Below are 22,370 nucleotides of genomic sequence, written 5' to 3' on the forward strand. Positions count from 1 at the left end.
TTCGCATTTTTCGGCTGCGCCCCAGGGCGCAGTCTGACCCTTTTCTTTATTGACTGTTCTGCGCCCGGAAAGAGAAACGTTAAAAATTTAACATTTTCTGCTCTTAAGATGGCAGAAGCACGACTTCGTCAACTCAGCCCTTCTCTTTTTCACGTTTATTCGCCAGGATTATTAAAGTTGTTATGTTGTATCAATATTCTGGAGCTGACGTGACCAAAACCAATCTTATTACTGGATTTCTCGGTAGCGGAAAAACCACCTCTATCCTTCATTTATTAGCTCATAAAGATCCGGCTGAAAAATGGGCCGTCCTGGTCAATGAATTTGGCGAAGTGGGTATTGACGGCGCACTGCTTGCCGACAGCGGCGCACTGCTAAAAGAGATCCCCGGCGGCTGCATGTGCTGCGTCAATGGATTGCCTATGCAGGTGGGGCTCAACACGCTGCTACGCCAGGGCAAACCTGACCGGTTGCTGATTGAACCAACCGGACTGGGACACCCAAAACAGATTCTGGATTTATTAACTGCGCCAGTTTATGAGCCGTGGATTGATTTACGCGCCACGCTCTGCATCCTTGACCCTCGCCTGCTACTGGACCAACAGAGCGTCGCCAATGAAAATTTCCGCGATCAGCTCGCCTCAGCCGATATTATCATCGCCAATAAGACCGATCGCGCCACGGCACAGAGCGATGCCGCCCTGCAACAGTGGTGGCGACAGTACGGCGGCGATCGTCAACTGATTCATGCCGAACATGGACAGATAGACGGTAAGCTTCTGGATTTACCGCGACAAAATCTGGCAGAACTGCCGGCCAGCGCCGCGCATTCTCACACTCATACCAGTAAAAAAGGACTCGCCGCGCTAAATCTGCCCGCCCAGCAGCGCTGGCGACGCAGCCTCAATAGCGGACAGGGTCATCAGGCCTGCGGCTGGATTTTCGATGCCGATACCGTGTTTGACACCATTGGCCTACTCGAATGGGCTCGTCTGGCGCCGGTGGGCCGGGTGAAAGGCGTTATGCGCATACAAGAGGGGCTGGTACGCATCAATCGCCAGGGCGATGACCTGCACATCGAAACACAGAGTGTCGCGCCGCCGGACAGCCGGGTTGAACTTATCTCAAACACAGAAACCGACTGGAATACGTTACAGACGGCCTTGTTGAAGCTTCGTTTAGCGACGCACGCGTAAGGTTGCCACCGTTTAAAAACTATGGCGAAATGACGATGAAAACCCGCTATTCCTTGATAATTCTGCTTAATGCCGCCGGTCTGGCGCTGTTTTTGTCATGGTATCTTCCCGTCAATCACGGTTTCTGGTTCACCATTGATTCCGGCATATTCCACTTCTTTAACCAGAAACTGGTGGAAAGCCACGCGTTCCTCTGGTGGGTCGCTATTACCAATAATCGGGCGTTTGACGGCTGTTCGCTGCTGGCGATGGGCGGACTGATGCTCAGTTTCTGGCTAAAAGAAGACGCATCGGGCCGGCGGCGCATTGTGATAATCGGATTGGTCATGCTGCTAACAGCGGTGGTGCTTAACCAACTCGGTCAGGCGCTGATCCCCGTCAAGCGCGCCAGCCCAACGCTCTCTTTTGAGCATATTTATCGCGTCAGCGAGTTGCTGCACATCCCGACAAAAGACGCGTCAAAAGACAGTTTCCCAGGCGATCACGGTATGATGCTGCTGATATTTTCCGCCTTTATGCTGCGTTATTTCGGCAAAACGGCGGGGATTATCGCCCTTATTATATTTGTGGTTTTCGCGTTTCCGCGCGTTATGATTGGCGCTCACTGGTTCACCGATATTGTGGTCGGTTCGCTCACGGTTATTTTGATTGGCCTCCCCTGGTGGCTGATGACCCCGCTCAGCGACCGGGCGATAGCGCTTTTTGAGAATTATCTCCCGGGCGGAAATAAACAAATTTCAAACAAATAACCCATACAATTAACATTACCTTCAGCGATAGTTTTACATCGTTGAAGGTAATTTATGATGATATTCCCCCAGCCCATCATTTTTCGGTCATATTATTCCTCTGCAAAATGAACAGGTTGCATGATTTTTAAACGATTTGCGCTTAATTTGACCCGTGCTGATAGTTCACTTTTCGTATCATAAATTCTTATAAAAAATCACGCGAAATCGCTCGCAATGACAGCAACAATCGGGTAATCTCAAACTCGTTTTGCCTCGCCAGATAATTATTCTCATTGCGAATAAATTTGTGCGTTCCGCCACAGATTTGTGCACAAAGAATTGTCTCAAGCTGTGCAGGTAATTAGTCTCATCACGTTTGGCATTTTTATAACGATATTTATCGTTAAGGACTTCAAGGGAAAACAAACAACATGGTCAAATCTCAACCGATTTTGAGATATATTTTGCGCGGGATTCCTGCGATTGCAGTTGCGGTTCTGCTTTCTGCTTGTAGCACAACCACCAATACCGCAAAGAATATGCATTCTGAGACGCATGCTGTGGGCAATAGCGATAACTCTTCACTGCAAGCCTCTCAGGATGAATTTGAAAATATGGTGCGTAACCTCGACGTTAAGTCGCGGATTATGGATCAGTATGCTGACTGGAAAGGCGTGCGTTACCGCCTGGGCGGCAGCACTAAGAAAGGCGTCGACTGTTCCAGCTTTGTACAGCGCACCTTCCGTGAACAGTTTGGTTTAGAGCTTCCGCGTTCAACCTATGAACAGCAGGAAATGGGCAAAGCGGTTTCACGCAACAACCTGCGTACGGGCGATCTGGTTCTGTTCCGCGCCGGTTCCACTGGTCGTCATGTCGGTATTTATATCGGCAATAACCAGTTTGTCCATGCGTCTACCAGTAGCGGCGTCATTATCTCCAGTATGAACGAACCGTACTGGAAAAAACGCTACAATGAAGCGCGTCGAGTTCTGAGTCGCAGTTAATCTTCATCAGGCAGCACCTCCCTTGGCTTACCTGATGAGACGACATAAAAAGCACTGCTTCAGCAGTGCTTTTGCTTATTATCCCTTCTGAACCCGTTTTACCGAATAGCGACGTGTCGCCTCTTATCCAGCCTACAACACACGAACATAGGCCTGATAAACATAGCGCCATCAGACATTCAGGTCGTTTCCCCCAACGACTACTGCGACAATACGCTTTCCTGCGCATCACAGAAAAGCATGACTATCCGGGGTAATCCAGGCTATAGTCTTATAAATCAACCAGTTTAACCGGCATCCGCCTTTTCAGGTCACATCAGGAATTATGCTTACACGCGACTCCTCTTCCGGTCGGAAAATCCTGCTTACCTGTATCATTACGGGGATGGCAGCAGCATTACTTATTGGTAGCCTGCAATTTTTCCTGTCGTGGCATAAACGGGATGTTAAATACAATACGCTCCTTTCTGATGTACAACATTACCTGGCCAGCTATTTCGCCGACCTGAAAGCCACCACCGATATTCTTCAGCCGTTGACGATCAACACCTGTCAGCAGGTTGGCGCAGAACTCACCTCAAGAGCCGCTTTTAGCCTTAATGTCCGCGCCTTCTTATTGATTAAAGATAAAAAAGTGTTCTGCTCTTCCGCCACTGGCGCCATGAATATGCCGCTTCAGCAACTGGTGCCGGATATAGATATCCGCAAAGACGTTGCTATGGCGATTCTGCCCGGCACGCCAATGATGCCCAACAAACCGACAATGGTGATTTGGTATCGGAACCCATTATTAAATGACAGCGGCGTATTCACATCGCTGAATATTAACCTGACGCCCTACTTACTCTATACCACGCGCCAGGACGATTTTAACGGCATCGCGCTGATTGTCGGCAATACCGCGCTGTCGACTTTTTCTTCGCGTCTGCTGACCGTCGCGGAGCTGCCGGGCGCGCCATCACGACAGGCAACTATCAACGGCCTGCCGCTTAAAATACAGCTTTATGCCGATAGCTGGACCTACAATGACTTGTGGTATGCGTTGATGCTGGGCTGCATTAGCGGCATCGTAGCGGGGTTTATCTGTTACTTTATCTATGCCCTCCGGACGCGACCGGGCAAAGAGATTTTAACGGCGATCAAACACGAGCAGTTTTATGTGGTTTATCAGCCCGTCGTCGATACTCGTACGCTAAGCGTCACCGGGCTTGAAGTCTTACTGCGCTGGCGTCACCCTACGGCAGGCGAGATTCCGCCGGATGCCTTTATCCACTATGCCGAAGCGCAACAACTTATCGTACCGTTAACGCAGCATCTGTTCGAGCTGATCGCCCGCGACGCTCCCACGCTACAGAAGGTGATGCCCGTCGGTGCCAAATTTGGCATTAACATCGCGCCGGAACATCTGCACAGCGACAGTTTTAAAGAGGATATGCACCGGCTCAGGGACGCCCTGCCCGCGCACCATTTTCATATCGTGCTGGAAATCACTGAACGCGATATGCTTCAGCAGTACGAAGCGGCCAAACTGTTCGAATGGCTGCATTCCGCCGGGTTTGAAATCGCTATAGATGATTTCGGTACAGGCCATAGCGCCCTGATTTATCTGGAGCGATTTACTTTAGATTATCTGAAAATCGATCGCGGCTTTATCCAGGCGATCGGTACGGAAACCGTCACGTCTCCGGTTCTGGATACCGTGCTGACGCTCTCCAGACGCCTGAATATGCTGACGGTGGCCGAGGGCGTTGAAACGCCGGAGCAGGCCCGTTGGCTACGCGATCACGGTGTTAATTACTTGCAGGGGTACTGGATTAGCCGTCCTTTACCCCTAAAAGATTTCGTGCTGTGGATGTCGGCGCCTTCCGTGCCTGAATGGTAGTCCCCTTACGGTTTTAACGGATTCACATCAGACGCAACGTCACTTATTATTCAGCGAAACGCCTGCCGGTTTGCAGCGGGCAATACGATAAGGAAACCGCCTTCAGATGATTGCGCGCGTAATGCTTCTGCTTGTCGCACTGGTTAGCGCTGGCGCCCAGGCCCAGGAAATCAAAGAAAGCTACGCTTTCGCCGTACTCGGCGAACCTAAGTATGCTTTTAACTTTGATCACTTTGATTATGTGAATCCTGCTGCGCCGAAAGGCGGTCAGATGACGCTTTCCGCCATTGGTACGTTCGATAATTTCAATCGCTATTCGCTGCGCGGCAATCCCGGCGTACGTACCGAAGCCCTTTACGATACGCTTTTTACCACCTCGGATGATGAGCCCGGAAGCTATTATCCGCTGATTGCCGACCATGCCCGCTATGCCGCCGACTATTCCTGGGTGGAAATCTCGATTAATCCCCGCGCTCGTTTTCACGATGGCACGCCCATTACCGCCCGCGATGTGGCCTTTACCTTTCATAAGTTTATGACCGAAGGCGTACCGCAGTTCCGTTTGGTCTATAAAGGTACTACCGTGAAGGCGATTGCGCCTTTAACCGTGCGAATTGAGCTGGCGAAGCCTGGTAAAGAAGACATGCTTAGTCTGTTTTCACTACCGATCATGCCCGAAAAATTCTGGAAAAATCACAAACTCAGCGATCCGCTTTCAACGCCGCCCTTAGCCAGCGGGCCATACCGGATTACTCAGTGGAAAATGGGCCAGTACATTGTCTATTCACGCGTCAAAAACTACTGGGCGGCTAATCTGCCGGTCAATCGTGGACGTTTTAACCTCGACACTATCCGCTACGATTACTACCTTGATGACAATGTCGCTTTCGAGGCGTTTAAAGCGGGCGCATTTGATCTACGGCTGGAAAACGACGCTAAAAACTGGGCAACGCGCTACATCGGTAAAAATTTCGATAATCATTACATCATTAAAGAAGAGCAGAAAAACGAGTCGGCGCAGGACACACGCTGGCTGGCCTTTAATATTCAGCGCCCGGTATTTAAAGACCGACGGGTACGTGAAGCCGTCACCCTGGCCTTCGATTTTGAGTGGATGAATAAAGCGTTGTTCTATAATGCCTGGAGCCGAACCAACAGTTACTTCCAGAATACCGAGTACGCCGCCAGAAATTATCCTGACGCCGATGAGCTGGTATTACTCGCGCCGATGAAAAAAGATCTTCCTCCTGAAGTCTTCACTCAGATCTATCAGCCGCCGGTCTCTAACGGCGACGGCTACGATCGCGAAAATCTTCTTAAAGCTGACGCCTTGTTGACGCAGGCCGGATGGGTGCTCAACGGACAGCAACGGGTCAATAGCGTCACCGGTAAGCCTCTGACGTTTGAACTTCTCCTTCCTGCCAGCAGTAATAGCCAGTGGGTTCTACCCTTCCAGCATAATCTTCAGCGTCTGGGCATTACGATGACTATCCGTCAGGTTGATAATTCTCAGCTCACCAACCGGATGCGCAGCCGCGACTATGACATGATGCCGAGGCTATGGCGGGCGATGCCCTGGCCCAGCTCCGATCTACAAATCTCATGGGCGTCGGAATACATTAACTCCAGTTATAACGCTCCCGGCGTACAAAGCCCGGTGGTGGATAAACTGATCGCGCAAATTATCGCAGCGCAGGGTGATAAAGCGAAACTGGTGCCGCTGGGACGGGCGCTGGATCGCGTGCTGACCTGGAACTATTACATGCTGCCGATGTGGTATATGGCGCAAGACAGGCTCGCCTGGTGGGATAAATTCTCCCATCCGGCGATTCGCCCGGTATATACCATCGGGTTAGATACCTGGTGGTATGATGTCAACAAAGCCGCCAAACTACCGGCAGCCAGGAGGTAGTAAGAATCAATGGGCGCCTATCTTATCCGCCGTCTGTTACTGGTGATCCCCACGCTATGGGCCATTATTACCATTAACTTTTTTATCGTGCAGATCGCTCCCGGCGGCCCTGTCGATCAGGCTATTGCCGCGATTGAATTTGGCCAGGGCGGCGCGTTGCCCGGCGCCAGCGGCGAAGGCGTTCGCGCCAGTCATGCGCAAACCGGCGTCGGCAATATCAGCGACAGCCATTATCGCGGCGGCCGGGGACTCGATCCGGAGGTGATCGCGGAGATCACCCATCGCTACGGCTTCGACAAACCGCTGCATGAGCGTTATTTCAAGATGCTACGGGACTATCTCTCTTTTGACTTCGGCGACAGTCTGTTTCGCAGCGCATCCGTACTAACGCTGATCAAAGATAGCCTTCCCGTCTCCATTACCCTGGGATTATGGAGCACGCTGATTATTTATCTGGTGTCTATCCCGCTGGGGATCCGCAAAGCCGTCCATAACGGCAGTCGCTTTGATGTGTGGAGCAGCGCGTTTATCATTATCGGTTATGCGATCCCCGCCTTTCTGTTCGCTATTTTATTAATCGTCTTTTTTGCCGGCGGCAGCTACTACGATATCTTTCCGCTACGTGGCCTGGTCTCCGCCAACTTTGACACATTACCGTGGTACCAAAAAATCACCGATTATTTGTGGCATATTACGCTACCGGTGTTGGCGACCGTCATCGGCGGTTTTGCTGCCCTGACGATGCTGACGAAAAATTCGTTTCTCGACGAGGTGCGTAAACAGTATGTCGTTACCGCTCGCGCTAAAGGCGTGAGTGAAAAAAACATTCTCTGGAAACATGTTTTTCGTAACGCCATGCTGCTGGTGATCGCCGGGTTTCCCGCCACTTTTATCAGTATGTTTTTCACCGGCTCGTTGCTAATTGAAGTCATGTTCTCGCTCAACGGCCTGGGGCTGCTGGGTTATGAAGCAACCGTTTCGCGCGACTATCCGGTGATGTTCGGTACGCTTTATATCTTTACCCTGATTGGCTTATTACTGAATATCCTGAGCGATATCAGCTATACGCTGGTCGATCCACGCATTGATTTTGAGGGACGATAATGCCGCGATTAAGCCCGGTCAATCAGGCCCGCTGGGCGCGTTTCCGCCATAATCGCCGGGGCTACTGGTCACTATGGATTTTCCTGGTAGTGTTCAGCCTGAGCTTATGCGCGGAACTGATTGCTAACGATAAGCCATTGCTGGTGCGCTATGAAGGCCAGTGGTATTTTCCGCTGGTAAAAAATTACAGCGAGCGCGATTTCGGCGGCCCGCTGGCGACAACGGCAGATTATCAGGACCCCTGGCTACAACGGCAGCTTGAGAATCGGGGCTGGGTGTTGTGGGCTCCCGTACGCTTTGGCGCCAATACCATTAATTTTGCCACCACGCAGCCTTTCCCCTCCCCGCCTTCGGCGAAAAACTGGCTGGGCACCGATGCGAATGGCGGCGACGTTTTCGCCCGCATCCTGTACGGCACCCGCATTTCTATTTTATTCGGCCTGATGTTAACGATTTGCTCCAGCGTCATGGGCGTACTGGCGGGCGCGCTACAGGGCTATTATGGCGGCAAAGTCGATTTATGGGGACAACGTCTCATCGAAGTCTGGTCGGGGATGCCGACCCTGTTTCTGATTATTTTACTTTCCAGCGTAGTGCAGCCTAACTTCTGGTGGCTGCTGGCCATAACCGTACTGTTTGGCTGGATGAGTCTGGTGGGCGTGGTGCGCGCCGAATTTTTACGGACCCGCAATTTTGACTATATCCGCGCCGCGCAGGCGCTTGGCGTCAGCGATCGTGACATTATCCTGCGCCATATGTTGCCTAATGCGATGGTCGCTACCCTGACATTTTTACCGTTCATTTTATGTAGCTCCATCACCACCCTGACGTCGCTGGATTTTCTGGGATTTGGTCTGCCGCTTGGCTCCCCTTCTCTCGGCGAACTTCTTTTACAGGGGAAAAACAACTTACAGGCTCCCTGGCTGGGGATCGCCGCCTTTCTGTCTGTCGCCATTCTGCTATCGCTGCTGATTTTTATCGGCGAAGCGGTACGCGACGCCTTTGATCCTGCTAAGGCGGTATAAGATGACATCTCCATTGCTTGCGATTGAAAATTTATCGGTAGGTTTCCGTCAGCAACAGCACGTGCGCCCTGTCGTTAACGCCATTTCGTTACAGGTGAACGCCGGGGAAACGCTGGCGCTGGTCGGCGAGTCCGGGTCAGGAAAAAGCGTGACGGCGCTTTCCATTCTGCGTCTTTTGCCTACCCCTCCCGCCGTCTACCTCTCCGGCGATATTCGCTTTCACGGCGAATCATTGCTTCATGCCAGCGAGCAGACGCTACGCGGCGTGCGCGGCAATAAAATCGCCATGATTTTTCAGGAACCGATGGTTTCACTTAACCCACTGCATACGCTGGAAAAACAGCTCTATGAAGTGCTGTCGCTCCATCGGGGAATGCGTCGGGAGGCGGCAAGGGCGGAGATGATCGGTTGTCTGGATCGGGTCGGTATCCGCCAGGCGAGCCAGCGTCTACGCGATTATCCGCATCAGCTTTCCGGCGGCGAACGCCAGCGCGTCATGATAGCCATGGCGCTGTTAACACGGCCGGAATTACTGATCGCCGATGAGCCGACCACCGCCCTCGACGTCTCCGTACAGGCGCAGATTTTATCTCTACTGCGGGAACTCCAGCGCGAGCTCAATATGGGATTGCTGTTTATCACCCATAACCTCAGCATTGTAAAAAAACTGGCGGATTCAGTGGCGGTAATGCAACACGGCAAGTGCGTAGAGAACCAACACGCCGACACGCTGCTCTCCGCGCCGACCCATCCGTACACGCAAAAACTACTCAACAGCGAACCCACAGGCGATCCGGTTCCGCTCCCCACCGGGCAGACGCCGTTGCTGGAAGTGGACAGGCTGCGCGTCGCCTTCCCGATCCGCACAGGCATTCTGAAGCGCGTCGTGGATCATAATGTGGTGGTTAACAATATCAGTTTCACCCTGCATCCAGGCGAAACGCTGGGTCTGGTCGGCGAGTCAGGATCGGGAAAAAGCACCACCGGTCTGGCGCTGTTACGGCTTATCCGCTCCGAAGGCCGCATCGTGTTTGACGGTCAATCGCTGGATACGTTAAACCGCCGCCAGCTTTTACCTGTTCGCCACCGTATCCAGGTCGTATTCCAGGACCCGAACTCATCGCTAAACCCGCGTTTAAACGTGTTGCAAATTATCGAAGAAGGCCTGCGCGTCCACCAGCCTACGCTTTCAGGCGCGCAGCGCGAACAGCAGGTGAAAGCGGTCATGATGGAAGTCGGCCTGGACCCGGAAACACGGCATCGTTACCCCGCTGAGTTTTCCGGCGGCCAGCGTCAACGTATCGCCGTCGCCAGGGCGCTGATTTTAAAACCGTCGCTTATTATTCTGGATGAACCGACCTCATCGCTGGATAAAACCGTTCAGGCGCAGATTCTTGCCCTCCTGAAATCGCTCCAGCAAAAGCACCGTCTGGCCTATATCTTCATTAGCCACGATCTGCATGTAGTACGCGCGCTGTGCCATCAGGTTATCGTGCTGCGGCAGGGGGAGGTGGTTGAACAGGGGCAATGCGAGCGCGTGTTTACCGCACCGCAACAGGCCTATACGCGTCAGCTACTCGCGTTAAGCTGACGCCTAAAAAGGATTATTGTTAGAAAAAGGTTCCGCTATCGCCACGCCGAAATTTTTCAGCCGACAGGTGGCGGCAAACTCATCCTGACGATTAACGAACAGGCACGGTTCCCCTTCGCATTCCAGCACGGAGCAAGGAACTTCAATATCGCTTAGCGCCTGGCTGAGCTTATGCATCACTGACCACGCGCTATCGCCTGCCGGACTCAACAGTTTAAGCGCCACCAGACTATTCTCGGTGCTCTGCCCGTTTTGCGGAATCGGTTCAACCTTTGACCCCGCAAAACCCGCCGACCAGCGATAGTTTTGCGGCAGGCGGTGAACAATTGAGAGCTGTAATGTATTCACTTTCTTTCCCCGGAAGCACAATTACTTCACAATTTACTTACATTTATATTAACACATCATTGACAACCCGTCCTTAAACAGATTGCTAACGCCCTTCTCTCCGTCAGTGGCTCTACAGCAAGCGGGAGTTAAAATAGTTTTACCGACGCGGAGATAGCGGCGGGCTATATGTACCCGTTTCTGCGATCTAACTCAACCTTTTTAACTACAATGATGTGACTTTTTACATAAATGGATTTTACATAAAATAAACATAAAGGAGGAAAATGATGAATTGGTAATTGATATACATCAACTATGAAAGCCGTTTGGCTTTGCCATCGTGTAGCGGATAGCGTCCCCCAACGCCGCCTGCGCATTCTTCGGCGCCATTGAGGGACACCGCGCCCGTCACCGTTTTTTGGGACGGCTGGCGTAGAGATAAAACAGAATGGAACAGGCGGCGCAAAGCGCAATCGACCAAATCATCGGCCACGCACTGGTAAAGGTAGCCAGCGACAGCAACGCGCCGACGATAGCGCCAATACCAAAGCGGAAAGTGCCCGCCAACGAAGACGCCGTTCCGGCCATATGCGGAAACTCATCCAAAATGACCGCCATCGCATTGGACGAAACCATCGACACACAGCCGACAAACGCCGCAACGCCGACCACCAGCGCCCAGAATCCAATGCCCATCAGCGCGCTGAAAACCATCCACACCGCCATCGCAAACTGAATCCATAGCCCGGCCCGAAACATGTTTAGCGCCCCTACCCGTCTGACAAAACGGCTGTTGATAATCGTCATCACAAACAGAAATACGATGTTCAACGCGAAGTAGTAGCCGAAATCCTGCGGCGGAACATGATTAATTTCGATATAGACAAACGGCCCCGCGCTCAAAAAAGAGAACATACCGGCAAAACTAAACCCGCTCGCCAGCATATAGCTCAGTACGCGTTTGTGGCGAAACAACGCCGCAAAGTTACCTATTGTGGTACGAATATGGAAAGGCTGACGCCGCTCAACGGGCAGCGTCTCTTTAATCAGAGCAAAGATCATGACTGACGCCAGAATCGCCGCAATGGCCAGTATCCAGAAGATATAGTGCCAGCTTAACCATACCAACACCCAGCCGCCGACAATGGGCGCCATTAACGGCGCTATCGTAGTGACCAGCATGACAAATGACATCATGCGCGAAAACTCTTCCTTTGGATAAATATCCCGCATCAGCGCATTGATGACGACGCTTGCCGCCGCGGCCGCCAAACCGTGAAAGAAACGCATCACGATCAGTTGATCGATAGTCTGCGCCAACGCACAGGCGACCGCCGCAGCAGCAAATACCAGCGTCCCGCCCAGGATGACCGGCTTACGCCCGAGGCTATCCGCCATCGGTCCATAGATAAGCTGACCCAGCGCAAACCCCAGAATATAGGTGCTGAGCGTCATCTGCGCGCTACCGGCAGGCACGCCGAATTGCGCAGAAATCACCGGCAGCGCTGGAAGATACATATCAATCGACAGCGGCATTAACATGGCCAACAGGCCAAGGATAAAGACAATGGCAAAGGAAGAGTGCTGCCGGGTGGTCACATCGAACTCCTGAATTTAACGAGATAGTTAGCCGACGCTGGCGATTTCTTCTTCAGTCAACGGGCGATACTCGCCGGGAGCCAGATTCTCATCCAGCGTAATGGCGCCAATCCGTTCGCGGTGCAGTTCCACAACGCGATTGCCTACTGCGGCAAACATCCGCTTCACCTGATGATAACGGCCTTCGCTGATGGTCAGACGGACCTGCACAGGCGTTATCACCTCCAGCGTAGCGGGTTTAGTGAGATCTTTTTCATTATGCAACTGCACGCCTTTCGCAAATTGCGCTGCCGTATCGTCGGCCACCGGCGACTCCAGGGTCACCAGATAGGTTTTTTCACAGTGATGGCGCGGCGACGTAATGCGGTGCGACCACTGACCGTCATCTGTCATTAACACCAGACCGGTAGTATCGATATCCAGACGTCCTGCGGCATGCAGCTTATACGCCACCGGCTCATCCAGGAAATACAGTACCGTTGGATGATCGGGATCATCGGTTGAACAAACGTATCCCTGCGGCTTGTTAAGCATAAAATAGCGTGGCCCGTGTTGCTGCGCTAAGGGATTGCCGTCATACGCAACCGCATGTTCCGGGAGCAGTTTGAAGGCCGCATTTTTAATGATGTCGCCATCGACGGTAACGCGGTTACCACGAATTTCACGCCCGGCAATAGCGCGGCTGACGCCAAGCTGCTGAGCGATAAATTTATCAAGTCGCATGTGTGTGATTTAGCCTGTAATAATACGGAAATCGGGCATTCTACCCGAAAAAAGGGAATTGCTATCCGCTCAGTATAGCGGGCTAACTATATCCCTCAAGGGAAATGATTCATGGCATACTATTCCCGGAACCGTTTAACGTAGTGAGACCATGATTTTTACACTCCGCCCCTACCAGCAAGAAGCCGTAGACGCCACGCTCAGCCACTTTCGCCGCCACCGTACGCCCGCCGTGATTGTTCTGCCGACCGGCGCAGGTAAAAGCCTGGTGATCGCCGAACTGGCGCGCGTCGCCCGCGGACGGGTACTGGTGCTGGCGCATGTGAAAGAGCTGGTCGCGCAGAACCACGCCAAATATTGCGCGCTGGGGCTGGAAGCGGATATTTTCGCCGCCGGACTCAAACGTAAAGAGAGTCAGGGCAAAGTCGTGTTCGGCAGCGTACAGTCGGTGGCGCGTAATCTTGACGCCTTCCAGGAGGAGTTTTCGCTGTTGATTGTCGATGAATGCCACCGCATCGGTGACGATGAAGATAGTCAGTATCAGCAAATCCTCACTCACCTGAGTAAAGTTAATCCTCACTTACGTCTGCTTGGGCTCACCGCCACGCCCTTCCGCCTCGGAAAAGGCTGGATTTATCAATTTCATTATCACGGTATGGTGCGCGGCAACGACAACGCTCTGTTTCGCGACTGTATTTATGAACTGCCGCTGCGCTATATGATTAAACACGGCTATCTGACGCCGCCTGAGCGGCTTGATATGCCAGTGGTCCAATACGATTTCAGCCGCCTGCAGGCCCAAAGCAATGGGCTGTTCAGCGAAGCCGACCTGAACCGCGAGCTGAAAAAGCAGCAGCGGATTACGCCGCACATCATCAGCCAGATTATGGAATTTGCGCAAACGCGCAAAGGCGTGATGATTTTCGCCGCCACGGTCGAACATGCGAAAGAGATTGTCGGTCTTCTTCCGGCGGACGACGCGGCGCTGATTACCGGCGATACGCCAGGGCCCGAGCGCGACGCGCTGATTGATAATTTCAAGGCGCAGCGTTTTCGCTATCTGGTTAACGTCTCGGTGCTGACCACCGGCTTTGACGCCCCACTCGTTGATCTCATCGCGATTCTACGTCCCACCGAGTCAGTTAGTCTTTACCAACAAATTGTCGGGCGTGGTCTGCGCCTTGCGCCGGGAAAGACCGATTGCCTGATTCTTGATTACGCTGGCAACCCGCACGACCTGTATGCCCCGGAGGTCGGTAGCCCGAAGGGAAAAAGCGATAACGTCCCTGTCCAGGTATTTTGCCCGGCCTGCGGCTTTGCCAACACCTTCTGGGGGAAAACCACTGCCGACGGCACGCTGATTGAACACTTTGGCCGTCGCTGCCAGGGCTGGTTTGAGGATGACGACGGCCATCGCGAGCAGTGCGATTTTCGCTTTCGCTTCAAAAACTGCCCGCAGTGTAATGCCGAAAACGATATTGCCGCCCGACGCTGCCGGGAATGTGACGCTATTCTGGTCGACCCGGACGATATGTTAAAAGCGGCGCTCAGGCTCAAGGATGCGTTAGTCCTGCGCTGTAGCGGAATGACGATGCAGCATGGGCAGGATGAGAAAGGCGAATGGCTGAAAACCACTTACTATGACGAGGACGGCGCGGATGTCAGTGAGCGCTTCCGCTTGCACACGCCCGCCCAGCGTACCGCTTTCGAACAGCTATTTATTCGCCCGCATACGCGCACGCCTGGCGTTCCTTTACGCTGGATCACGGCGGCGGATATTGTCGCGCAGCAGGCGCTGTTGCGGCATCCCGATTTTGTGGTCGCGCGGATGAAAGGCCAGTACTGGCAGGTGCGTGAAAAAGTGTTCGACTATGAAGGCCGCTTCCGCCGGGCGCACGAATTACGTGGTTAATTGTACTTTTCATTGATGTAACGGCGATTTGAGTATAGAATCCCGCCCGCCTTTGCATACGCAAAGCAGATCACTTACCTGTTGCTGGGTCGCCTGTAGCAGGAATTATTAAAGAGAGATTTAAATGTTTACTATCAACGCAGAAGTACGTAAAGAGCAGGGTAAGGGTGCGAGCCGCCGCCTGCGCGCCGCTAACAAGTTCCCGGCAATCATCTACGGCGGTTCTGAAGCCCCGATTGCTATCGAACTGGACCACGACCAGGTGATGAACATGCAAGCTAAAGCTGAATTCTACAGCGAAGTTCTGACCCTCGTTGTTGACGGTAAAGAAGTAAAAGTTAAAGCTCAGGCTGTACAGCGTCACGCTTACAAACCGAAGCTGACTCACATCGACTTCGTTCGCGCGTAATCGCCTGGAAGTTGAAGAAAAACCCCGCCCCGGCGGGGTTTTTTTATGCGTTTAATTGAATTTGACGACATGCAGAGCAACGAGAACCCACTTTGCTTTTCTGCTTTCTTACACCTCGCCATATTCAATTAGCGCCTCCCCTAATCGAGGATCTGTAGTTTCCGCCGCGGTATTCATACCTTTAAGCCGATTGAATAATGCCCGTTGACGAACGCTGGCACTTTCTGGTTTCCATGGCAAAATTCGTATTGGTATCGTTTGCCCGTCATTCAACGCATCAAATACCTTTTCATTGGTCAGTAAGTCGCCGCAGCTCCATGTCTTGCTATCAAACTGAAAATCAAATAAGACATGGAGCTCCAGTTCATCTACACGCACTTGACGCTTTGCATTATCGATGCATATTTCCACCTTCTCTTTATGCGTCAAAGTTGCATCAAGATTGAGTCCATACCGTTTCAACTGCCCCTTGTCGTAATAGTAACGTATGCTGGACCAGGTTGATTTAAAAGCAAATCCAGTAATGAATAAACCACTTAACAAGAACAGCGGGCATATGAACAAGCTCAGTAACCAGTTGGCGCCATAAGTATAAAACAGTACCAACGAGAGAACGGTGAACACCATGCCGAGCACCAACATCATCAAAAATGCGACAATGTGCGCATACAAAACCTGCCGAAATAAACTGAAATTAACAGGCGGCTTCTGACGTATTCCTTTACTCACTACGGCGTCCTTTTATGTCGTATGCCTTTATTTCCCGCCCGACGAGCGTCGCTGCAACTGGTCGCGCAGATTCGGCGGCGTCCCTTTGATAGTCAGGGTATCGGTCGCCGGGTCCCAGAAAATCCGCTCGCCCAGCAGCATCGCATCAAAGTTAATCGTTAACCCGCCGCCGCTGCCGGCATATTTGGTTAGCTGGCGCAGCGTACTGCGATCCGCCGGAAAGCTCTCTTCCAGCTCATAGCCTTTTTCGGCGGTAAATTCGCTGAAGCTGACTTCACTGACGCCGGAAAGCTCTTTAGACAGCGATTCCAGCTCAATCTCTTCCCCGGCTTGTAACTGCTCGTTGCAGTAGCTGTACACCTGCTGACGCACGTTCTGACGTTCCGCTTTATCCAACTGCGCTTCTGCGGTGAAATCATCCACTGCCTGCAACAGGCCGCGATTCTGCGCTTTGGCGTTCAACCCTTCGCTGGCACCGAGGAAATCCATAAAGAAGTCAGCGACCTTGCGCCCTACCCGACCTTTGAGAAACGTCAGATAGCGGGTCGATTGCGGATTAGTTTCCCACTCGGTAAGATCGATACGCGCCACGATATCCGCATGGTTGATATCAAGATAATGCGTCGGGTTAATGTCCAGATTTTCATTGACCCGCATACTGCTCAGGTTGTTCAGTACCGTAACCAGCAGATACTCCACCGCCAGGTAGCGATAATGGCAGAACAATACAATGCCGCCGTCCGCAAAGGGATATTTCGCCAGTTCGTCACGCAGGCGTCCGGTCGCCGCCCGGCTAAAGGCAAGAAAATCTTCTTCCCCCTGACGTTGCAACCGCAGCGCTTGCGCCAGTTCACTCTCTTCATTAAACAGGCCATACGCCTTATTCTTGGCGCTATAGACCCGATGCAGTTCAGCCACCATCTCGACAACGGTGGTTGTCGGCTCCAGCAATGAATCGCGCAAGACCAGCTCAAGATTTTGCTCATCGCGCTTGATAAGCTGGTGCAGGGCAATCTGGTTGATATCCAGACTCATGATAAACTCTCCTTTAAGACCGGGCGGTATTCAACCACCGCCTGCCGGAAGACGCAAGCAATCGCCCTGTCATTTCAGGCGTTATCCGTAACGCGAATGATTTAGGGGATAAAAATGCAGAAAAAAAACTGTTGCTACGGTAATATGTTGCCCTTTCATGAACAAACAGATTTTGATTTATGCCACAACTCTCCCGCTATAGTGATGAACATGTTGAACAACTGCTGAGCGAACTGCTCAGTGTACTGGAAAAACATAAGGCGCCGACCGATCTTTCCCTGATGGTGCTGGGAAATATGGTCACCAACCTTATCAACACCAGCGTTGCGCCGGCTCAACGCCAGGCGATTGCGAACTCTTTTGCCCGCGCCTTGCAGTCTTCGATTAGCGAAGACAACGCGCACTAAAAAGCCCGACTCCGGAGAAACAAGCGACAGGTATGGTAACTCATCGTCAGCGCTACCGTGAAAAAGTCTCCCAGATGGTTAGCTGGGGGCACTGGTTCGCTCTGTTCAATATACTGTTGGCTACGTTGCTCGGCAGCCGTTACCTGTTTGTCGCCGACTGGCCGACAACGCTTGCGGGTCGCATATACTCCTACCTGAGCATTGTCGGGCACTTTAGCTTTCTGGTGTTCGCCACCTATTTGCTTATTCTTTTTCCGCTCACGTTTATCGTGATGTCCCAGCGGCTGATGCGGTTTTTATCAGCCATTCTGGCGACCGCAGGTATGACGTTGTTGCTTATCGACAGCGAAGTCTTTACCCGTTTTCACCTGCATCTTAACCCCATTGTCTGGGAGCTGGTCATCAACCCTGACCAGAACGAAATGGCGCGCGACTGGCAGCTTATGTTTATTAGCGTGCCGGTTATCTTATTGATTGAGATGCTATTTGCGACATGGAGTTGGCAAAAGCTGCGCAGTCTCACGCGCCGCCGCCATTTCGCAAGGCCGCTTGCGGCATTCTTTTTCGTCTCCTTTATCGCATCGCATCTTATCTACATCTGGGCAGACGCTAATTTTTACCGGCCGATTACCATGCAGCGGGCAAACCTGCCGCTCTCTTATCCGATGACGGCGCGACGTTTTCTTGAAAAACACGGTCTGTTGGATGCGCAGGAATATCAGCGCCGTCTGGTAGAGCAAGGCAATCCGGAAGCGGTCTCCGTACAGTACCCGCTCAGCAATTTGCACTATCGCGATATGGGCACCGGTCAGAATGTGCTGCTCATTACCGTAGACGGCCTGAACTATTCCCGCTTTGAGAAGCAGATGCCGGAGCTGGCTACATTTGCCGAGCAAAACATCGACTTCACCCGTCATATGAGTTCAGGGAATACCACTGATAACGGTATTTTCGGCCTGTTCTATGGCATATCGCCAGGCTATATGGATGGCGTGTTATCCACCAGAACGCCTGCGGCGCTCATTACCGCGTTGAATCAGCAAGGCTACCAACTGGGACTGTTTTCTTCGGATGGCTTCGCCAGCCCGCTTTACCGTCAGGCATTACTGTCCGATTTCTCGATGCCGACAGCGCAGACGCAGTCTGATGCGCAAACGGCCAGCCAGTGGATAGACTGGCTTGGGCGCTACGCACAGGAAGATAACCGCTGGTTCTCATGGGTATCGTTTAACGGTACTAACATTGATGACAGTAATCAGAAGAATTTTGTTAAGCGTTACGCCAGCGCCGCCAGCGACGTGGATGCGCAAATCAATCGGGTTCTGAACGCGCTGCGAGAGGCCGGTAAATTCGACAATACCGTCGTGATCATTACCGCAGGACGCGGCATACCGTTGACGCCGGAAGAAAATCGCTTCGACTGGTCGCAAGGTCATCTGCAAGTACCGCTGGTGATCCACTGGCCGGGGACGCCTGCGCAGCGTATTAATGTGCTTACCGATCATACCGATGTGATGACCACGTTGATGCAACGCCTGTTACATGTCAGCACGCCAGCGAACGAATATTCACAGGGCCAGGACATCTTTACCGTTCCACGTCGTCATAACTGGGTAACGGCGGCAGACGGCAGTACGCTGGCAATCACGACGCCGCAAATGACTCTGGTGCTCAATAATAACGGTCATTATCAGACCTATGACTTACACGGCGAGAAGATCAAAGATCAGAAGCCGCAGCTCAGTCTGCTGCTGCAAGTGCTAACAGAAGAGAAACGTTTTATCGCTAACTGATTAATTATAAATCAGTTAGCACCGTTTCCCCTTGCATTCGCGTTGGAAAGAGGTAGTATTAGCACCCACAAGTCGGCACGTAGCGCAGCCTGGTAGCGCACCGTCATGGGGTGTCGGGGGTCGGAGGTTCAAATCCTCTCGTGCCGACCAAAATTCCCCTTAAAAACCAGCCTCTCAGGGCTGGTTTTTTTATGCCTACAATTAAAAAGTTAGCTGATGCCAGAGACGTTATTTTGCATGAACTGATTTAGCATGAACTGATCGGACACCTTTCCCGTGCAGTGGTCAACGTAAAGTCAATGCAGGCAAATAACGTAAACCATTTTTGTACTAAAACAGAAAAAGCGCATCTATACCCTATGCTGGAAGAAATGTTTGCAGTGGCAGGTAAATGAGTAAGCAATCTGTCGCAGCAATAATAAAACGTTCTGGTAAGGTAAACGGCCTACCACTTCTTTGTCACTAACAATTAGCCTCCCTGTCGCCATAGGGCCGATAATGATCGGCTAGTCACAACACGTTTTTGTAGACAACGTACGGTGATTAATTACTCCTTCAGCCAGCAACTCGCTAATTGTTATTCAACTTCAGAAATTATAACTAATTGAAGCACCTACAAAATTATGCCCTGAATTTTTATCCGTGAGTGATCCATTCGAGAAATGCCGGATATAAGCTTCTGTAGAAAAAGCCCCAAAGTTCCAGCCAAGAAACGCTTTTTCTCCAAAGGTAAATGCAGAATTGACACGCATATCATCTCGCGACTTAGATTTTATATAAGCCCCCAGACCAATACCGGTATAGATACCAGCGAAATGAACCAGCGCCACATCCTTCGAGATACCCAATACGCCCTGGTTATATTTATTGCAGGGAACGCTGCCAGAATGTTTACTGCAATCATCGATACCCTTAGCCTTAAATCCTCCTAACTCCAGATTATTTCTTGCCTGTAAAAAGAAAAAATCGCTGGGTTCACTGTATGTCAGAAATGCCGTATATAAGTGCTCAACCCCTCCTCTTCTTATACTTTCTCCCGCAGCAAAAGAGATCTGATGCTTGTTGCCCTTGCCAAAAAAAACATTATCATTAGCAGAACATGCGAATGCACAAAGTAATAATATATATATAAATATTCTCTTCATATACACTCCACCACCATTTCAATGTCAATAGTTATTTTTAACCGGCTAACATATTTAAAATTTTCTACGCCACGCTTACGCTCACAGAAACGGCTGATATAGCATCCACACTACGCTTTCCCCTTGAGTCGCCCCAACGGGTGCTCAAAACGCCGCGAGTGTTGTTCAGGCACATCCAGGATAAGTTATAAGTGAATGACTCTCATTCCTGACCACATTTTCATTTATGATAAGAATATCGTCAGAATCTCTTTATCGCATAAAAATACCTCTGCTATTGACTTAATATTTAATTTAACAGATGTCGCGGTTTATTCGTTCTGCTCAGATGTATTTCATTGGCATTAATAAAACCATAAATAAATTCAATTAAAATAATTTGTTAATAATGAAAAGCTTTAGACGCTATGACTTTTAATAAGGAATTTCCTGCCAGGAAAGATAGTCTGGACTTACGGGGGCAAGGGCGCAGCTACATATGCCACACTTCTGTTATGTCACATTGTCCGAAAAAAGCGTCCAGACCAGTATTCAACTTCAGGGAGTATTCTGTTTTCTCTCACAACGGGTTGTTTTATCCTTTCTATCGTTCAGCTAATTACTCGCCTGTCACAGGTTTTACTACTTACCCATGCACTAATTAGGGTAAAATTTACGCGCTTGACAATGTGGCAAATCTGGACGATTTCCGCGCTGAAAACAATAATCATTCTAATAAAACTCAGGAGATATAGCATGCCTGAAGTAACACCTTTTCAGGTGCTTATTGTGGACGACCATCCACTTATGCGGCGAGGTATTCGTCAATTACTGGAACTGGACCCGGCTTTTTATGTCGTTGCCGAAGCGGGTGACGGGGCGAGTGCGATCGATCTGGCGAATCGCATTGAGCCCGATCTGATCCTGCTGGATCTGAATATGAAAGGTCTGAGCGGGTTAGATACCCTGAACGCGCTACGCCGGGATGGTGTGACGGCGCAAATTATTATTCTTACCGTCTCGGATTCCGCCAGCGACATCTACGCGCTGATCGACGCCGGCGCCGACGGTTATCTGCTCAAAGATAGCGATCCGGAAGTGCTGCTGGAGGCCATTCGCAAAGGCGCTAACGGCGGTAAAGTCTTTAGCGATCGGGTCAATGAATATCTGCGTGAGCGCGAACGGTTTGGCGCGCAGGAAGATCCCTTTAGTATCCTGACCGAACGAGAGTTAGATGTCTTGCATGAGCTGGCGCAGGGGCTTTCTAACAAACAGATTGCGTCAGTACTGAATATTTCTGAGCAGACGGTTAAGGTGCACATTCGTAATCTACTTCGCAAGCTAAACGTGCGCTCGCGCGTCGCGGCGACCATTCTATTTTTACAAACACGCGGAATGCAGTAACAAGCCAGGCCCGATGGCGCCACGCCACCGGGCCGTCAGGGAATTATTTCTCCTGCGCCAGCCGGATACTGCGCTCTATCACCGCCCGCCGGGCGTCACCCGCCGGCAGTAACTTCAGCATCATCTCCCAGGCCGCCACCGCCTCGCCAAAGCGCTGCTGCTCAAAGGCGCTGAACGCATACAGGCTTAACACCCGGATATCCGTGTGGTCGCGGCTCACCAGCCGGCGCAGCAGCTCCCCGCCGCGGCGGTTATCCTCCGGGTCGGACGAGCGCGTCAGCGCCTCCGCGTAGCCCAGCGCCGCATCGCTGTTTTTCGGGTCCAGACGGTAAGCGTTCGCATACGCCCCGGTGGCGGTACCGGCATTACCCAGTACCATACCGATGCGCCCCAGCATGAGCCAGCCCTCAACATTGCCGGCATCATTCTGCAGGCGGGTACGCAGCCCCAGCGCCAGCCG

Annotated in this window: 20 protein-coding genes, 1 tRNA gene and 2 pseudogenes; 16 read left to right on the top strand and 7 right to left on the bottom strand. The window is 51.6% G+C overall.

The features are described from left to right. Positions 1 to 209: 209 nt before the first annotated feature. From ACLJZ5_RS04880 to yejF, 8 genes are all read left to right on the top strand, one after another. Complete coding sequence (locus ACLJZ5_RS04880; protein WP_000169353.1) at positions 210 to 1,196, top strand: CobW family GTP-binding protein; 987 nt, start codon at positions 210 to 212, stop codon at positions 1,194 to 1,196. 29 nt (positions 1,197 to 1,225) lie between these two features. Then, positions 1,226 to 1,945 (top strand): phosphatase PAP2 family protein, encoded by a 720-nt coding sequence (locus tag ACLJZ5_RS04885; RefSeq protein ID WP_024146776.1) that lies wholly within the window; start codon positions 1,226 to 1,228, stop codon positions 1,943 to 1,945. 413 nt (positions 1,946 to 2,358) lie between these two features. Continuing rightward, positions 2,359 to 2,931 carry a bifunctional murein DD-endopeptidase/murein LD-carboxypeptidase gene (mepS, locus tag ACLJZ5_RS04890; protein ID WP_024798080.1) on the top strand — a complete coding sequence of 191 codons (573 nt, stop codon included), beginning with the start codon at positions 2,359 to 2,361 and terminating at the stop codon, positions 2,929 to 2,931. 325 nt (positions 2,932 to 3,256) lie between these two features. Beyond that, positions 3,257 to 4,813 carry a cyclic di-GMP phosphodiesterase gene (locus ACLJZ5_RS04895; RefSeq protein ID WP_023220024.1) on the top strand — a complete coding sequence of 519 codons (1,557 nt, stop codon included), beginning with the start codon at positions 3,257 to 3,259 and terminating at the stop codon, positions 4,811 to 4,813. Between the two features lie 106 nt (positions 4,814 to 4,919). Further along, positions 4,920 to 6,725, top strand: coding sequence for an extracellular solute-binding protein (locus tag ACLJZ5_RS04900; protein WP_024798079.1), 1,806 nt, complete (start codon positions 4,920 to 4,922; stop codon positions 6,723 to 6,725). A 9-nt stretch (positions 6,726 to 6,734) separates the two neighbouring features. Next, positions 6,735 to 7,829: a microcin C ABC transporter permease YejB gene (locus ACLJZ5_RS04905; protein ID WP_000501623.1), complete on the top strand. Its 1,095-nt coding sequence runs from the start codon at positions 6,735 to 6,737 to the stop codon at positions 7,827 to 7,829. Continuing rightward, complete coding sequence (locus ACLJZ5_RS04910; protein ID WP_001137761.1) at positions 7,829 to 8,854, top strand: ABC transporter permease; 1,026 nt, start codon at positions 7,829 to 7,831, stop codon at positions 8,852 to 8,854. The genes ACLJZ5_RS04905 and ACLJZ5_RS04910 overlap by 1 nt, the downstream gene beginning before the upstream one ends. Position 8,855: 1 nt before the next feature. Further along, the gene (gene yejF, locus ACLJZ5_RS04915; protein WP_024797686.1) at positions 8,856 to 10,445 is read left to right on the top strand and encodes a microcin C ABC transporter ATP-binding protein YejF; all 1,590 of its coding nucleotides are present in this window, start codon (positions 8,856 to 8,858) and stop codon (positions 10,443 to 10,445) included. 3 nt (positions 10,446 to 10,448) lie between these two features. Here the strand turns inward: yejF and ACLJZ5_RS04920 are convergent, their stop codons facing one another. From ACLJZ5_RS04920 to rsuA, 3 genes are all read right to left on the bottom strand, one after another. After that, positions 10,449 to 10,793, bottom strand: coding sequence for a YejG family protein (locus ACLJZ5_RS04920; protein ID WP_001094639.1), 345 nt, complete (start codon positions 10,791 to 10,793; stop codon positions 10,449 to 10,451). Between the two features lie 390 nt (positions 10,794 to 11,183). Next, entirely contained in the window at positions 11,184 to 12,374 is a 1,191-nt protein-coding gene (locus tag ACLJZ5_RS04925; protein WP_000213349.1) for a Bcr/CflA family multidrug efflux MFS transporter, read from the bottom strand. A 27-nt stretch (positions 12,375 to 12,401) separates the two neighbouring features. Continuing rightward, the gene (gene rsuA / locus ACLJZ5_RS04930) at positions 12,402 to 13,097 is read right to left on the bottom strand and encodes a 16S rRNA pseudouridine(516) synthase RsuA (protein WP_001234836.1); all 696 of its coding nucleotides are present in this window, start codon (positions 13,095 to 13,097) and stop codon (positions 12,402 to 12,404) included. 151 nt (positions 13,098 to 13,248) lie between these two features. Between rsuA and ACLJZ5_RS04935 the strand changes: the two genes are divergently transcribed. Both ACLJZ5_RS04935 and rplY read left to right on the top strand, forming a co-directional pair. Continuing rightward, positions 13,249 to 15,009 carry a DEAD/DEAH box helicase gene (locus ACLJZ5_RS04935; protein WP_024798512.1) on the top strand — a complete coding sequence of 587 codons (1,761 nt, stop codon included), beginning with the start codon at positions 13,249 to 13,251 and terminating at the stop codon, positions 15,007 to 15,009. 124 nt (positions 15,010 to 15,133) lie between these two features. Beyond that, entirely contained in the window at positions 15,134 to 15,418 is a 285-nt protein-coding gene (rplY, locus tag ACLJZ5_RS04940) for a 50S ribosomal protein L25 (RefSeq protein WP_000494192.1), read from the top strand. A 108-nt stretch (positions 15,419 to 15,526) separates the two neighbouring features. On the opposite strand, the gene ACLJZ5_RS04945 is transcribed toward rplY, so the two are convergent. After that, positions 15,527 to 16,147 (bottom strand): hypothetical protein, encoded by a 621-nt coding sequence (locus tag ACLJZ5_RS04945; protein WP_024797764.1) that lies wholly within the window; start codon positions 16,145 to 16,147, stop codon positions 15,527 to 15,529. A 27-nt stretch (positions 16,148 to 16,174) separates the two neighbouring features. Continuing rightward, on the bottom strand, positions 16,175 to 17,182 hold the full coding sequence (gene yejK / locus ACLJZ5_RS04950) for a nucleoid-associated protein YejK (RefSeq protein WP_000050804.1): 1,008 nt from the start codon (positions 17,180 to 17,182) through the stop codon (positions 16,175 to 16,177). Positions 17,183 to 17,361: 179 nt separating this feature from the next. Here yejK and ACLJZ5_RS04955 point away from each other — a divergent pair, with 179 nt between their 5' ends. From ACLJZ5_RS04955 to ACLJZ5_RS04975, 5 genes and pseudogenes are all read left to right on the top strand, one after another. Then, positions 17,362 to 17,589, top strand: a complete 228-nt coding sequence (locus tag ACLJZ5_RS04955; protein ID WP_001135904.1) for a YejL family protein — start codon at positions 17,362 to 17,364, stop codon at positions 17,587 to 17,589. Between the two features lie 32 nt (positions 17,590 to 17,621). Beyond that, positions 17,622 to 19,382 carry an LPS biosynthesis-modulating metalloenzyme YejM gene (gene yejM / locus ACLJZ5_RS04960; protein ID WP_000256155.1) on the top strand — a complete coding sequence of 587 codons (1,761 nt, stop codon included), beginning with the start codon at positions 17,622 to 17,624 and terminating at the stop codon, positions 19,380 to 19,382. A 73-nt stretch (positions 19,383 to 19,455) separates the two neighbouring features. Next, positions 19,456 to 19,532 (top strand) — tRNA-Pro (locus tag ACLJZ5_RS04965). Further along, positions 19,488 to 19,580, top strand: a pseudogene (locus tag ACLJZ5_RS04970) (hypothetical protein); the annotation flags it as partial. The gene ACLJZ5_RS04965 and the pseudogene ACLJZ5_RS04970, both read left to right, overlap by 45 nt. Further along, positions 19,574 to 19,777 (top strand): annotated as a pseudogene (locus tag ACLJZ5_RS04975) (DinI-like family protein). The pseudogenes ACLJZ5_RS04970 and ACLJZ5_RS04975, both read left to right, overlap by 7 nt. A gap of 192 nt (positions 19,778 to 19,969) precedes the next feature. Here ACLJZ5_RS04975 and pagL read toward each other — a convergent pair. Beyond that, the gene (gene pagL, locus ACLJZ5_RS04980; RefSeq protein ID WP_000281867.1) at positions 19,970 to 20,533 is read right to left on the bottom strand and encodes a lipid A 3-O-deacylase PagL; all 564 of its coding nucleotides are present in this window, start codon (positions 20,531 to 20,533) and stop codon (positions 19,970 to 19,972) included. A gap of 729 nt (positions 20,534 to 21,262) precedes the next feature. Here pagL and narP point away from each other — a divergent pair. Then, entirely contained in the window at positions 21,263 to 21,910 is a 648-nt protein-coding gene (gene narP / locus ACLJZ5_RS04985; RefSeq protein ID WP_001115500.1) for a nitrate/nitrite response regulator protein NarP, read from the top strand. Positions 21,911 to 21,953: 43 nt separating this feature from the next. Here the strand turns inward: narP and ACLJZ5_RS04990 are convergent. Further along, on the bottom strand, positions 21,954 to 22,370 hold a 417-nt coding region (locus ACLJZ5_RS04990; RefSeq protein WP_410958878.1), incomplete at its 5' end, for a tetratricopeptide repeat protein.

It is taken from the genome of Salmonella sp. 5800 (assembly GCF_046558195.1).
In the GTDB taxonomy this organism is placed as follows: Bacteria; Pseudomonadota; Gammaproteobacteria; order Enterobacterales; family Enterobacteriaceae; genus Salmonella; species Salmonella enterica.

Coding starts and splice junctions, on each gene's coding strand:
- rsuA (WP_001234836.1), bottom strand. CDS start 13,097: ATGCGACTTGATAAATTTATCGCTCAGCAGCTTGGCGTCAGCCGCGCT.
- ACLJZ5_RS04955 (WP_001135904.1), top strand. CDS start 17,362: ATGCCACAACTCTCCCGCTATAGTGATGAACATGTTGAACAACTGCTG.
- ACLJZ5_RS04905 (WP_000501623.1), top strand. CDS start 6,735: ATGGGCGCCTATCTTATCCGCCGTCTGTTACTGGTGATCCCCACGCTA.
- ACLJZ5_RS04935 (WP_024798512.1), top strand. CDS start 13,249: ATGATTTTTACACTCCGCCCCTACCAGCAAGAAGCCGTAGACGCCACG.
- rplY (WP_000494192.1), top strand. CDS start 15,134: ATGTTTACTATCAACGCAGAAGTACGTAAAGAGCAGGGTAAGGGTGCG.
- ACLJZ5_RS04910 (WP_001137761.1), top strand. CDS start 7,829: ATGCCGCGATTAAGCCCGGTCAATCAGGCCCGCTGGGCGCGTTTCCGC.
- yejF (WP_024797686.1), top strand. CDS start 8,856: ATGACATCTCCATTGCTTGCGATTGAAAATTTATCGGTAGGTTTCCGT.
- mepS (WP_024798080.1), top strand. CDS start 2,359: ATGGTCAAATCTCAACCGATTTTGAGATATATTTTGCGCGGGATTCCT.
- ACLJZ5_RS04900 (WP_024798079.1), top strand. CDS start 4,920: ATGATTGCGCGCGTAATGCTTCTGCTTGTCGCACTGGTTAGCGCTGGC.
- yejK (WP_000050804.1), bottom strand. CDS start 17,182: ATGAGTCTGGATATCAACCAGATTGCCCTGCACCAGCTTATCAAGCGC.
- narP (WP_001115500.1), top strand. CDS start 21,263: ATGCCTGAAGTAACACCTTTTCAGGTGCTTATTGTGGACGACCATCCA.
- ACLJZ5_RS04885 (WP_024146776.1), top strand. CDS start 1,226: ATGACGATGAAAACCCGCTATTCCTTGATAATTCTGCTTAATGCCGCC.
- ACLJZ5_RS04895 (WP_023220024.1), top strand. CDS start 3,257: ATGCTTACACGCGACTCCTCTTCCGGTCGGAAAATCCTGCTTACCTGT.
- yejM (WP_000256155.1), top strand. CDS start 17,622: ATGGTAACTCATCGTCAGCGCTACCGTGAAAAAGTCTCCCAGATGGTT.